Source organism: Qipengyuania pacifica (assembly GCF_019857205.1).
Taxonomy (GTDB): Bacteria; Pseudomonadota; Alphaproteobacteria; order Sphingomonadales; family Sphingomonadaceae; genus Qipengyuania; species Qipengyuania pacifica.
The window spans coordinates 104,937-117,695 of sequence record NZ_JAHWXO010000003.1 but is presented as its reverse complement, the minus strand read 5'-3'; the positions used below and the strand labels follow the sequence as shown (position 1 = coordinate 117,695).

Below are 12,759 nucleotides of genomic sequence, written 5' to 3'. Positions count from 1 at the left end.
GTTCGGCCCGGTATCGCTAACCCCGTTGCAAGAGAGGACGGGATTTCATGAAGAAATGGTTGGGGCGCATCGGCTTTGCGCTGCTGGTGCTTGTGCTGGCAACATTCGTCGCGCTGGCCACGTGGGAGCCTTTCTGGGCCAAACGCGACGATATCGCCCCGCCCGATCGGGCCTACACTGCTGAAATAAGTCGTGACGAATTCGGCGTACCGCACATCTACGGCAAGACGGATGCCGATGTCGCCTATGGCGTCGCCATCGCCCATTCGGAGGACGATTTCTTCACCCTTCAGGATGTGGTTGCGATGAGCCGCGGGCGATATGGCGCGATCGCCGGGCAGGACGGTGCGGCATTCGATTATGCATATCACCTGCTCGATGCGCGCGGCACGGCGGAGAAAAGTTACCCGCGGCTGCCCGAAGACACGCGCGCGCTGTTCGATGCCTATGCGACGGGCCTGAACGATTATGCCCTTCAACATCCGGACGAGGTCAAGCTTGGCAATCTGTTTCCCGTCGACGGTGTCGACGTGGCAGCGGGTTTCGCGCTTCGCCAACCGTTCTTCTTCGGCCTCGGGGACGTCATCGGGCCTTTGGTAGATGGCAAGGAACTGCGCCCCGAGCATGGCCCTGCGATCCCGCTCAGCAGCCGTGAAGCCACGCCGGCGACGGATGCCGTCGAAGTCATCCGAGACGATGAAGTTGCGCCGCCAAGGCAGACGAAAGCACGACCCCTGCCATGGGGCGAGGACGGGGCGCTGGCCGGATCGAATGCCTTTGCCGTGATGCCCGAAAAATCAGGCGGGCCAACCATTCTGGTATCGAATAGCCACCAGCCATGGCGCGGCGGCGTCGCCTGGTACGAACTGGTGGTCGAAAGCGACGAGGGCTGGCATTATGCCGGCGCCAACTTCCCGGGCAGCCCCTTCCCTTTCCTGGGTCACAACGAACATCTGGGCTGGACCAATACGGTCAACACGCCTGACATGGTGGACATCTACAAGCTGGTCATGAACGATGACGGGACACAGTACCGCATCGGTGACCAGTGGCGCGATCTGGAAAAGCAGACTGTGACCCTGCCGGTAAAGCTGGGGCCCATCACACTGCCGATCCGTCGCACGATCTATCGAAGTGTTCACGGCCCGGTGATCAAGAACGACAATGGCTATTTCGCCGTCCGCTATGGCGGGATGGGAAATCTGGGGCAACTCGACGCCTATTATCGCCTTAACAAGGCAACCGATCTGGACGAATTCCAGGCCATTCTTGCGCGGATGGACATTCCGTCCACCAATTTCATCTATGGCGATAAGGAAGGCAACATCGCCTTCATTTACAATGCTGCCCTGCCCGACCGTGCGAAGGGTTACGACTGGCGCAAGATCCTGCCGGGCGACGATCCGCGCGCGATCTGGTCTGGCCCGGTGCCCTATCAGTCACTACCCAAATATGTGAACCCGGCGAGCGGCTGGCTCTATAATGCGAACAATGCGCCCTACGCCGCCGCAGGGGAAGGCAGCGATCTGTCGCCTGACGATTTTGCCCCCGAACTCGGCGTCGAACTCAAGCAGACCAACCGTTCCCGCAGGGCGTGGAAGCTCATGAGCGAGGCAGAGTTGCTCGACCGGGCGACGCTGGAGAAGATCAAATACGATACCGCCTACGAGCGCGAAGGCTATGTCGCACGTCTGTGGGATGATCTGGCTGCACTCGATCTTTCGGATGACGCCGGGCTTGCGCGCGCGCGCCACATGCTGATGAACTGGGATTTTACCGCCAACAATGTCGGCGAGGCCGATGCGCTGGCACTGCTGATGATCCGTGAGTTCATGGCCTCCAGCTATCAGAATAAGCCTTGGCCCGATGTCCGCGAAGAGCTGGCGAAACAGGTCGCTCATCTCAAGGGCCATTTTGGCCGCATCGATCCACCGATGAGCGAATTGCTGCGTTTGCGCCAAGGCGATGTGGATCTGCCGCTGGATGGCGGATCGGATACGCTGCGTGCCTCGACCCTATGGGATGTGGACGACGATGGCCGTCTGTCGGTTCGACATGGCGACAGTTTCATCCAGTGGGTGGAATGGCTTCCCGGCCAGCGGGTTTCCTCACGCTCCATCCAGCCATTCGGCGCGGCCACGACGCGGCCTGCGTCGCCGCATTACACCGACCAAGCGACGTTATTCGTCCAGCACCGCCTGAAGCCGGTCCATTTCTGGCGTGAAGACGTGCTTGCCAATTCCGCGTCCCGAGAGGTCGTGACGCATTCTCGATGACGGGTTAGCCTGCCATCTGTCTGTTATATCGAGTCGAATCGAACGACTTGATCGAAGGGGGTTTTATATGAAAATGAAATCGGTACTTGCTGCGGGCGTCGCCTCGCTCGTTCTGGCAGCATGCACGACAACGCCGAACGGCCAGTCCATGGCCAATGCTTCAGCGCCCGTTGCCGAAGCAGGCACTCTGGACGAGCCCGCAGCGCTCGCAACGCTGATCGACGAAGTCCAGATTCCCTATGAAAAATTCACCTTGGACAATGGCCTCGATGTCATTGTGCATACCGATAAAAAGGCGCCAATCGTCGCGCTGGCCGTGTGGTACAATGTCGGTTCCAAGGACGAACCGAAGGGCCAGACCGGTTTCGCCCATTTGTTCGAACACCTCATGTTCAACGGCTCCGAAAATGCGCCGGAAGACTACTTCCAGTACCTGCAGGAAATGGGTGCGACCGATTACAACGGCACGACCAATTTCGACCGTACGAATTATTTCCAGACCGTTCCCAAGCCGGCGCTTGAACGCGCCCTTTGGCTGGAAAGCGACCGCATGGGTTATCTGCTGGGCGCGATCACGCAGGAAAAACTCGATAACCAGCGCGGCGTTGTCCAGAACGAAAAACGGCAGGGCGACAATCAGCCAGGCGGTCTGGTCTTCTATGAAATCGTGAAGACGCTGTTCCCTGCTCCGCACCCTTATGATCATACGCCGATCGGTTCTATGGCCGACCTCGATCAGGCCAGCATGGCCGACGTCCAGAACTGGTTCCGCGACAATTACGGTCCGAACAATGCGACCGTGGTGCTTGCGGGCGACGTAACTGCCGCCGAAGCCCGTACGCTGGTGGAAAAGTATTTTGGCCCGATTTCCCGCGGACCGGTCAACGATCCTGCCCAGGCGAACGTCCCCGAACTGGCGCAGGATGTGCGCACGGTGATGAAGGATCAGGTCGCAGCCACCAATATTTCGAAATACTGGAGCGCTCCCGGGATTACCGACCGCGAACTTACCGCATTGACGGTAGGAACGCAGATCCTCGGTGGCCTGTCTTCCAGCCGCCTCGACAAGACTCTCGTCCGTGATGAGCAATTGGCCGTCGGCGTTTCAGCCGGCAATTATTCGTGGCAGCGCGTCGGTGTGTTGAACGTGGGCGCAACCGCGCGGCCAGGTGTCGACCCTGCCGTGGTCGAAGCCCGGCTCAATGAACTCGTTGCACAGTTCATTGCCGAGGGCCCGACAGAGGACGAGGTGCGCCGCGCAGCAACGTCGACCGTCTCCCAGACGATCCGTGGGCTTGAGCAGGTAGGCGGGTTCGGCGGTAAGGCCGTCACACTGGCTTCGGGTGAAGTGCTGGCCGCCGATCCAGATTTCTACGCCCGCCAGCTCGAAATCCTTGCAACGCTGACGCCTGGCGAAGTTCAGTCCGCAATGCAGCGCTGGATGACCCGGCCGGCCCTGACGCTGGTTCTCGAACCGGGCGAGCGCGAAGGCGAGTATGAAGAAGCGGCATCGGTTGCCTCTGCCACCGCGGCCACTGACGAAGCCGCAGGGGCGAGCGAGATCACGGTAACGAAAGAACGGCCAAAGCCGCCCATCGCGACGACCGCTACGCTCGATTTTCCCGACGTCCAGCATACCAGGCTCGCGAATGGGATGGAGCTTCATTACGCTATGCGGGACGCGGTCCCCGCGACATATATAACGATGTCGTTCGACGCCGGCACCGCTTCCGACCCGGTGGACAAACGCGGTCTTGAAGCGCTGGCTCTCGGCCTGTTCGACGAAGGCACCACAACGATGGACTCGCAGGAAATCGCCGAAGCCAGCGAACGGCTCGGCGCATCGATCTCCGTTGGCGGCGGTTTCGACCGGTCCAGTTTCACCCTGTCGACACTGTCGGCCAATCTCACGCCGTCGCTTGAGCTTATGTCCGACATTGTGCGCAACCCTGCATTCGCGCCTGCTGAAATCGAGCGCGTGCGCGCGCAACAGATCACCGGTATCGAACAGGAATTGCGCACGCCGCAGTCGATCGCGGCGCGGACGCTCGCTCCGATCATCTACGGGGAAGACAGCCCCTACGGCGGTGCCGACAGTGGCACAGTGGCTTCGGTCACTGCCTTGACCCGTGACGACATCACCGGCTTCAAGGATCGCTGGATCCGCCCCGACAATGGTCAGATTTTCGTAGTTTCGGATCGCCCGATGGGTGAAATCACTGCCGCGCTGAACAAGGTGTTCGGCGACTGGCAGGCGCCCACAGTAGCAAAGGGAACCAAGAGTTTCGGCGACATGGCCGCCGTGCCGGAAAAAGCTCGCATCGTTCTGGTCAATCGTCCGAACTCGCCGCAGAGCTTTATTCTCGGTGGACAGCGGACGCCGGTGGATGCGCGTGATGAAACCTATGTCGATTTCCTCAATGGGAATAATGCGCTGGGTGGCAATTTCCTCGCACGCCTCAACATGAACCTGCGCGAGACAAAGGGGTGGAGCTATGGCGTAAGCGGCTTCCCGCAGACACGCGAGAAGGCCGTCGCTTACAACATTGCGGCTCCAGTCCAGGCCGATCGTACCGGCGATGCGCTGGCCGAGCTGATCCGCGAAACCGGGGAATTCCTCGACACCCGCGGCGTCAGCGAAGCGGAGCTGGACCGGATCGTCACTGCAGAAATCGGCGAATTGCCTGGCCAGTTCGAAACCTCCGGCGCCGTGCTCGGAGCCATGCAGAACAACGCCATGTATGGCCGCCCGGACAATTACTACGAATTGCTCGCAGACCGGTATCGCTCGCAGACCCGCAGCAGTCTGGACGAAGCGGTGCGCGCCGCAATCGATGCCAACCGGTTTGTCTGGGTCGTCGTCGGCGATGCAACTGTCGTGGAGCCGCAGCTCGAAAAGCTCGGCCTCGATGTCGAAGTCGTACAGATGGGTCAGTGACTGCTATCGAGATCGCCCTTGTTGACATTGATGTCAGCAAGGGCGATCTAGCGGCCACTCCAGATTGCTAACCGAAGAGAGGAATTTTCATGTCCGTAGCAGGTACTTATGACACCGTCGTCAAGAGCCCGATGGGCGAACAGAAGGGCACCTTCACCGTAGTCCCCGGCGACGACGGGAACACCTTTACCGGATCGATGGCTGGCGGCATGGGCTCCATGGACGTCAAGGACGGCAAGATCGATGGCGACACGCTTACCTGGGCGATGGACATGACCGTCCCCATGCCGATGACCCTCAACTGCACCGCCAACGTGAACGGCGACCAGCTGACTGGTACGGTGAACGCAGGCGCCTTTGGCGACATGCCGCTGACCGGCCAGCGCCAGGGCTGAGCGCAAACCGATAAATGACAAAGGCGCCGGGAGGATTTCCCGGCGCCTTTTATTGTGCCCGCCGCGAACCGGGTCTTTCGCCCTAACCTACTCGCCCACGCCGAAGGCAAACACGCGCGCGCCGGCTGTGCCCGCACTACCCACGAGGCCGGGGCCGGCCCCTCCGCCAACAGCGAAGATGAAGCCATACTGGCCCTTCTCCAGCGCAGTCTCCGGCGTCAGTTTGTACACTCCCTGCGTCACCTGCTCGTAGGTGAAAGGGATCTGGTCCTTGTCCATCACCCCCGCCTTAGCACCGGCAATATTCATACTGCCGATACGCGCTTCGCGGCGGCCTTTCTTCTGCTCCAGTTCCACGAGCGAGAACTCGTTCGGCGACTGGACCGATGCGCCGAACCCTGTCGAGAACGTTCCGCTCGCCTCGCCATTGGCATTGCCGAGATAGACATAGAATACCGGGTTGGATTTGGGAGAAACAAATCGTGCTTCCTCCCCCGGAATGACCGCCTTCACGCTCGCGCTGGCGATTCCACCCGTCAGCGCATATCCGAAAATGCCGCCCGTTTTTGTCTGTGTGGAAGATGTCGGGTCGATCTTCCACATCCGCGGCTCAGCCGACCAGTCGTCGTACAGGTAGACGCCGGGAAAATGTGGAGCCAGCGGATCGGCTGCGCTGTCCGACATGGCCGGTGCGACAGATGTCTTCTTGACCATCGCCGCGATCACGGCGCTGGACACGCCCTTGGTCCTCAAGTCCAGCAAGGTCGCCGTATCGGTAGCGTAACTGCCTTGATCGGTTTCGATCTTGGCGATGACGGCTTCGTCCCCCAGCCCCGCATCGAGCAGAGTGAGGACATCGGCATTGGTAAGCGTTTCAGCGCAAAGCGGTGCCGACATTGCCAGCGCGCACGGTATCAAGACTGTCCAGAACTTCATATTGCTCCCCCCGGTGCAAATCATATGTGTAATCGCGAAACGAACGAACGAGACCGCGAAGTCTCATCCGTTCGTTCACTCATACTTCTCAATGCGTTAACGCACTACGTCCATTTCTTCGATCAGTGCCTGTGCACCATCGACCTTGTCCATCACCCACAGCATGTAACGGGTATCGACATGGATCGTGCGCGTGGTGCGCGGATCGAAATACCAGTCCGAATTGACGCTTTCGAAGGTCCCGTCGAACAACAGGCCCACGAGTTCGGCACGTGAGTTGAGTGTTGCGGAGCCGCTGTTGCCGCCAGTGCTGTCGAGGTCCGACAGGAAGTTGACCGGCACCGATCCGATACTGTCAAGCGCATAGTCGCCATAATCGCCCGCACGGATTTCGGTCAGTTGCTTGGCCGGCGCATTGAACGGGTCTTCGCCCGTGTCCTTTTCGAGTATGCCTTCCAGCGTGGTGAATGGCAGATAGGCCATGCCATCACGCGGGCTACCGCCAAGAACCTTGCCATACGTGACGCGGAGCGTGCTGTTGGCATCAGGGTAGGTGGCGATGCCTTGAGAGCGCTGCCATTGTGTGATTGCCTGCATATAGGCCGGACGCAGCACCAGCGCGCGCCCTGCCCGTTCCTCGCTCTGCTGTTCCAGATCGATCCCGTAGTCGTAAAGAGCGATCGCGAGCTGCATGAACGGGTCTTTGCTCGCTTCCAGTTCGGCTACACTTGCATCCATCAGCGCGAGGCGCGTTTCAGTATCGCCCAGCGTCGTGTTGGCATAATACCGATCCACGATCGGCTCGGCCTGAGCGGCATCGGTCACGCCCACCAGGCCTGTCGCCTGATCGAAGACGGCAACACGTTCGGCCGCAGGCTGAGCCAGATAACCGTTCAGGAACAGGAGCCATTCAGCCTTGTCGATCGAAGCATCGTACCGCCGGTCAAGCGCCTGCAATCCCTGCCGGAAGAACGCCATGTCGCGTTCCTGATACCCGCTCTCGCGTTGGGCGTCGGGCTTCTCCTTTTCCTTCGCAAGGCGATAGAGACGCTGCGCGGTGCCAAGCAACTGAGGGTTTGTCACATTGCCGTACCAGAAATTGGTACGGGCCGCCGTGGCGCTTTCTTCCGACAGTTCATCGAGAGCCGCGATCGCTTCGCCATAGCCGCTGCGCGAAGGGTCGGCAGCAATCCAGGCATCGAGCTCAGCTTCGCGTTCTGCGCGCAGGCCGACGAGATTGACCCGGCGCGCGCCGTCGATCTGGCCGCGCAGGTTCTTCTCGTAGTTGTTGAGACCGGCGAGGCGCGATTCATACTTCACGCGCGCATCCGAACCTTCGGGCGCGGCTTCCTCGATCGTGTCGATCCAGTTGTTCAGCAGCGTGACGAATGTCGGATAGGTCCACTCGAACGTGTTCTTTACTTCGCCGAGCCGCGTGTAGCGATTGGTCGATCCTGGATAGCCTGCAGCCATAACGAAATCGCCGTCATCGAGACCGGCAGCACTCACCTTGAGATGATGCTTGGGACGGTACGGGACATTGTCTTCCGAATATTCGGCAGAGGTCCCATCCGGTGCGACATAAGCCCGATAGAATGAAAAATCGCCAGTGTGACGCGGCCACATCCAGTTATCGATATCGCCGCCATATTTGCCGATAGAATCGGCCGGCGCGTAAACCAGCCGTACGTCCTTCACCTCGAGCCGCTTGATCAGCGTGTATTCCTCGCCGCCATAGAAACTGGCGACCAGGCAACGATATCCAGCGTCCTGTTCGCATTCCGCGGTGATATCCTTCACCCGCTGATCGACGGTATCGTAACGCTCATTTGGCGAAAGGGCGTCGATGCCTTCGCGGACGCGCGCCGTCACATCGCTGATATCGGTGGTGACATACACGCGCGATCCGGGTGCGGCGGGCAATTCTTCGCTCTTCGCCTTGGCGAGGAAGCCGTTTTCGAGATAATTGTTTTCAGCCGTGGAATTGTACTGCACCGATCCACGGGCGCAGTGGTGATTGGTAACCACCAGCCCCTCGTCCGAAACGAAGCTGGCCGAACAACCCTGCAACTGGACAATGGCGCCCATCGGAAAGCCCGTCAGGTCCGACAAGGCTTCGGGCGATACTTCCAGGCCGGTTTTGCGCAGATCGTCTGCGATCTCGGGCAATTGTCCGGGCGTGAACATCCCTTCCTTGGCAGCGAGCGGCGCTCCCAGCGACAGAGTGGATATGGCTGCGCCGGCGAGCAGCGCCGCAGCAAAAACAGATTTTGACATGATAGGTACGATCCCTTCCAGCGCGCCGAACGCGCGTCCCGCCGATATCGCTAGTCCGCTTGGCTGCACCGTTCAAGCGAGGCCATGGCTTTGACCACACACAAAGTTTAGCCGCAGAACGGTGCAAGCAGGACGAGCGGCTTCTGGGAAGGGATCAGACGAATGTCGCTGCCTTGAAATGAACAAATGAGGCGCGCACCTTCCGCAACATGCTGGGTAAACACACAGCCATATGCTTTTTGCTCGCCACCGGACTGGCCGGTTGCTCGCTCGCCGACGATGGCAGCGACAGCCCTTCAGCCGTCGAGCCCAGTCCGGACCTAGCGCTGGAAAGCCGGGTCCTTGCCGTAGTCTGTGATAACGACCGTCCGGATACCCAGGAACAACTGGTTCAACTCGCTCGCTATGCGCGGGAACGCGACGGACGATCGGACCGCATCTGGGAAGTCGCGGACAATCCGGACTGTCCGCAAACGTCCTGAACCAGCGCCAATGACGCGCTTCGACGTTCGCGTCAGCCCAGCTTGTCTTTCAGGATCTGGTTGACCACCGCAGGATTGGCCTTGCCCTGCATCGCCTTCATCGTCTGGCCGACGAAGAAACCGAAGAGCTTGTCCTTGCCGCCGCGATATTCGGCGACCTTGTCCTCGTTGTCTGCGATGATCTTGTCGATCGCGGCTTCGATCGCACCGGTATCGCTGACCTGCTTGAGGCCTTCGGCATCGGCGATCTCTTCCGGATCGCGGCCAGTCTTAAGGACGATTTCGTAAATTTCCTTGGCCTGGCCACCCGATATCTCGCCCTTGTCCTGCATGGCGAGGATGCCGGCCTGCGCCTGTGCGGTCGCATTGGCTGGATCGGCTTCGTCACCGAGCGATTTCAGGACGCCCGGCGCAACCGACAGCGCCCAGTTCGCCACCTGCGTTGCGACCTGCGCCTCGCTCTTGCCGATCTTCGTTGCGGCTGCAGCCAGCAAGGTCTCGAACCGGGCGAAAGTCTCAACCTCCGCCGTCAGTTCGCGCGCGTTGTACAGCGTCAGACCGAGCTCATTCTCATACCGCTTGCGCTTGGCATCGGGCAGTTCGGGCAGGCTGGCACGGCATTCGTCGAGGAAGCCGTCTTCAAGCTCCAGCGGCAGCAGGTCGGGATCGGGGAAGTAGCGGTAGTCATGCGCATCTTCCTTGCTGCGCATGGTCCGCGTCGTGCCGCTCGCCACGTCGAACAGGCGCGTCTCCTGGTCGACCGTACCGCCGTTCTCCAGCACATCCACCTGTCGGTTCGCCTCGTATTCGATGACCTGCATGACGAAGCGCACCGAATTGACGTTCTTCGTTTCGGTCCGCGTGCCGAATTCCTCGCCCGGCTTGCGCACGCTGACGTTCACGTCGGCGCGCATCGAACCTTCTTCCATATTGCCGTCGCACGAGCCGACATAGCGCAAGATCGAACGCAGCTTTCGCACATAGGCACCGGCTTCGGCGGGGCTGCGCATGTCGGGCTTGGACACGATTTCCATCAAGGCCACGCCGCTGCGGTTGAGATCGACGTAGGACATGGTGGGGTGCTGATCGTGCATCAACTTGCCGGCGTCCTGCTCGACATGGATGCGCTCGATCCCGATGACCTTGTCCTCTGGGATACCGGCCTTTTCATCTGCATCGATCAGCAGCTGCCCCTCACCCACGATCGGGTGATAGAGCTGGCTGATCTGATAGCCCTGCGGAAGATCGGCATAAAAGTAGTTCTTGCGATCGAACCGGCTGTATTTGTTGATCTGCGCCTCGATTGCCATGCCGGTACGCACGGCCTGGCGGATACATTCGCGGTTGGGAACCGGAAGCATGCCGGGCATCGCCGCATCGACAAGGCTGACCTGCGAGTTGGGCTCGGCACCGAAAGCCGTGCTGGCGCCGCTAAACAGCTTGGCGTTGGACGTGACCTGCGCGTGGACTTCCAGGCCGATCACGACTTCCCATTCGCCCGTTGCGCCCTGAATACGATAATCAGTCATCGTCTTTCGACTTTCCATTGTCGCTCTTGAAACGTGCCTCGCCGTGGCTGATGCGCCTCGAAAGGATTGCGGGCACCGCCATCACGCCGAGAACCGCCACGGCGGCTACGAGTGTGAAGATGGCCTCGTTCACCACCACTTCTCCGGTTTCGCATCGAACCCGGCGCGCTGCTGGATCGCCAGCCCGGCATTCAGCACGCCCTGTTCGTCGAAGGGCTTGCCAACGATCTGCAGGCCAAGCGGAAGACCGTCGGCGTTGAGCATGGCCGGCACGCTCATCGCGGGCAGACCGGCGAGACTGGCCGGGACCGCGAACACATCGTTCAGATACATCGCCAGCGGATCGTCCTGATTTTCGCCCAGCGGAAAACTGGCCGTCGGCGTGGTCGGTGCAAGGATCGCGTCGCATTCGCCGAACGCTGCCGAGAAATCCTGGCTGATGAGCGTGCGGATCTTCTGCGCCTGCGTGTAATAGGCATCGTAGAAGCCGGCGCTCAGCACATAAGTGCCGATCAGGATGCGGCGCTTGACCTCATCTCCGAAACCGGCGGCGCGGGTGGCGGCGTACATATCCTGCAACCCCGCCCCGTCGGGGAGATCGCGCAGGCCATAACGGACGCCGTCATAGCGCGCGAGATTGCTCGACGCTTCGGCAGGTGCGACGATGTAATAGGCAGGCAGCGCATATTTGGTATGCGGCAAAGAGATATCGACGATCTCGGCGCCCGCATCGCGCAGCCATTCCTTGCCCTGCTCCCAGCTCTTGAGGATTTCCTCGTCGGTGCCGTCCATGCGGTATTCTCTGGGAATACCGATCTTCTTGCCCTTCAGGTCGGCATCGAGGCTCGCTTCCCAGGCTGGCACGTCCATTTGCAGGCTGGTCGAATCCTTCGGATCGAAACCGGCCATCGCCTCGAGCATGATTGCGCAATCTTCGACGCTGCGCGCCATGGGGCCGGCCTGGTCGAGGCTACTGGCGAAGGCCACTACGCCCCAGCGACTGCATCTGCCATAGGTCGGCTTGATGCCGCAGATGCCGGTAAAGGCAGCAGGCTGTCGGATGGATCCGCCGGTGTCAGTGCCGGTCGCCGCCGGTGCGATGCGTGCGGAGACGGCGCTGGACGAACCGCCGGATGACCCGCCCGGGCTCATCGCGGCATTCGTACCGTCTTTCTTCCAAGGAGACGAGACATTGCCGAAATAGGAGGTCTCGTTCGAGCTGCCCATGGCGAACTGGTCGAGATTGAGCTTGCCCAGCATGCCCGCGCCTGCATCCCAGAGGTTCTGCGACACGGTGCTTTCATATTGCGGGGTGAAGCCTTCGAGGATGTGGCTTGCCGCGGTGGTCTGTACGCCCTTGGTGGCGAACAGGTCCTTCATGCCGATCGGCACGCCGCCCATCTTGCCGAGATCTTCGCCCTTTTCGCGCCGCGCATCCACCGCGTCGGCGGCCGCCGTGGCGTGGTCGGGCGTCGTCACGATGAATGCGTTGAGTTCGCTCGCGGCGGCGACGGCGGTATTGAAAGCATCTGCCACTTCGCGCGCGGTGAAGTCGCCCTTGGCCACCCCGTCGCGGATGTCCTTGACGCCTAAGTCGAGAATATCGCTCATTATTCGATCACCTTGGGCACGCCGAAGAAGCCGTGTTCCGCAGCAGGGGCGTTGGCGAGCACATCGTCGCGGCGCCCGCCGGCGGTCTTCGGGTCGGCATCGACCACATCGTCGCGCAGGCGCAACGTATTGGGGATGACCGCGGTCATCGGTTCGACGCCGGAGCAATCGACCTCGCCCAGCTGTTCGACCCAGGCAAGGATGCCGTTGAGTTCGGGCACCATGCGTTCGAGTTCATCCTCGCCCATCTTGATGCGGGCGAGCGAGGCGATCTTCGCCACTTCTTCGCGTGTAACTGACATACCGCGCGCGTTA

10 protein-coding genes are annotated in these 12,759 nt (G+C 60.7%); 4 read left to right on the top strand and 6 right to left on the bottom strand.

Translation table 11 applies throughout. From position 1 onward, the window contains the following. Positions 1–47: 47 nt before the first annotated feature. From KYK83_RS05910 to KYK83_RS05900, 3 genes are all read left to right on the top strand, one after another. Positions 48–2,276 carry an acylase gene (locus tag KYK83_RS05910; protein ID WP_103022535.1) on the top strand — a complete coding sequence of 743 codons (2,229 nt, stop codon included), beginning with the start codon at positions 48–50 and terminating at the stop codon, positions 2,274–2,276. A gap of 73 nt (positions 2,277–2,349) precedes the next feature. After that, positions 2,350–5,214: a M16 family metallopeptidase gene (locus tag KYK83_RS05905; protein ID WP_430299072.1), complete on the top strand. Its 2,865-nt coding sequence runs from the start codon at positions 2,350–2,352 to the stop codon at positions 5,212–5,214. 89 nt (positions 5,215–5,303) lie between these two features. Further along, entirely contained in the window at positions 5,304–5,609 is a 306-nt protein-coding gene (locus KYK83_RS05900) for a hypothetical protein (protein ID WP_103022534.1), read from the top strand. An 87-nt stretch (positions 5,610–5,696) separates the two neighbouring features. Here the strand turns inward: KYK83_RS05900 and KYK83_RS05895 are convergent, their stop codons facing one another. Further along, positions 5,697–6,545, bottom strand: a complete 849-nt coding sequence (locus tag KYK83_RS05895) for a hypothetical protein (RefSeq protein WP_222827557.1) — start codon at positions 6,543–6,545, stop codon at positions 5,697–5,699. A 96-nt stretch (positions 6,546–6,641) separates the two neighbouring features. Continuing rightward, a complete protein-coding gene (locus KYK83_RS05890) occupies positions 6,642–8,822 on the bottom strand; it encodes a S46 family peptidase (RefSeq protein WP_222827556.1) in 2,181 nt (726 codons plus the stop codon). A 209-nt stretch (positions 8,823–9,031) separates the two neighbouring features. Between KYK83_RS05890 and KYK83_RS05885 the strand changes: the two genes are divergently transcribed. After that, positions 9,032–9,304: a hypothetical protein gene (locus tag KYK83_RS05885; protein WP_222827555.1), complete on the top strand. Its 273-nt coding sequence runs from the start codon at positions 9,032–9,034 to the stop codon at positions 9,302–9,304. A gap of 32 nt (positions 9,305–9,336) precedes the next feature. Here the strand turns inward: KYK83_RS05885 and gatB are convergent, their stop codons facing one another. From gatB to gatC, 4 genes are read right to left on the bottom strand one after another with little or no spacing between them, the layout of a single operon-like run. Beyond that, positions 9,337–10,833: an Asp-tRNA(Asn)/Glu-tRNA(Gln) amidotransferase subunit GatB gene (gatB, locus tag KYK83_RS05880; protein WP_222827554.1), complete on the bottom strand. Its 1,497-nt coding sequence runs from the start codon at positions 10,831–10,833 to the stop codon at positions 9,337–9,339. Beyond that, positions 10,826–10,966, bottom strand: coding sequence for a hypothetical protein (locus tag KYK83_RS05875; protein ID WP_158246564.1), 141 nt, complete (start codon positions 10,964–10,966; stop codon positions 10,826–10,828). The genes gatB and KYK83_RS05875 overlap by 8 nt, the downstream gene beginning before the upstream one ends. Beyond that, a complete protein-coding gene (gatA, locus tag KYK83_RS05870; protein ID WP_222827553.1) occupies positions 10,963–12,444 on the bottom strand; it encodes an Asp-tRNA(Asn)/Glu-tRNA(Gln) amidotransferase subunit GatA in 1,482 nt (493 codons plus the stop codon). Before gatA ends, KYK83_RS05875 begins: the two co-directional genes overlap by 4 nt. Beyond that, positions 12,444–12,746 carry an Asp-tRNA(Asn)/Glu-tRNA(Gln) amidotransferase subunit GatC gene (gatC, locus tag KYK83_RS05865; RefSeq protein ID WP_196846737.1) on the bottom strand — a complete coding sequence of 101 codons (303 nt, stop codon included), beginning with the start codon at positions 12,744–12,746 and terminating at the stop codon, positions 12,444–12,446. Before gatC ends, gatA begins: the two co-directional genes overlap by 1 nt. Positions 12,747–12,759 lie beyond the last annotated feature (13 nt).

Bases quoted from the DNA above. Each gene is read 5' to 3' on its own strand.
- KYK83_RS05910 (WP_103022535.1), top strand. From the start codon at position 48: ATGAAGAAATGGTTGGGGCGCATCGGCTTTGCGCTGCTGGTGCTTGTG.
- KYK83_RS05905 (WP_430299072.1), top strand. From the start codon at position 2,350: ATGAAATCGGTACTTGCTGCGGGCGTCGCCTCGCTCGTTCTGGCAGCA.
- KYK83_RS05900 (WP_103022534.1), top strand. From the start codon at position 5,304: ATGTCCGTAGCAGGTACTTATGACACCGTCGTCAAGAGCCCGATGGGC.
- KYK83_RS05895 (WP_222827557.1), bottom strand. From the start codon at position 6,545: ATGAAGTTCTGGACAGTCTTGATACCGTGCGCGCTGGCAATGTCGGCA.
- KYK83_RS05890 (WP_222827556.1), bottom strand. From the start codon at position 8,822: ATGTCAAAATCTGTTTTTGCTGCGGCGCTGCTCGCCGGCGCAGCCATA.
- KYK83_RS05885 (WP_222827555.1), top strand. From the start codon at position 9,032: ATGCTGGGTAAACACACAGCCATATGCTTTTTGCTCGCCACCGGACTG.
- gatB (WP_222827554.1), bottom strand. From the start codon at position 10,833: ATGACTGATTATCGTATTCAGGGCGCAACGGGCGAATGGGAAGTCGTG.
- gatA (WP_222827553.1), bottom strand. From the start codon at position 12,444: ATGAGCGATATTCTCGACTTAGGCGTCAAGGACATCCGCGACGGGGTG.
- gatC (WP_196846737.1), bottom strand. From the start codon at position 12,746: ATGTCAGTTACACGCGAAGAAGTGGCGAAGATCGCCTCGCTCGCCCGC.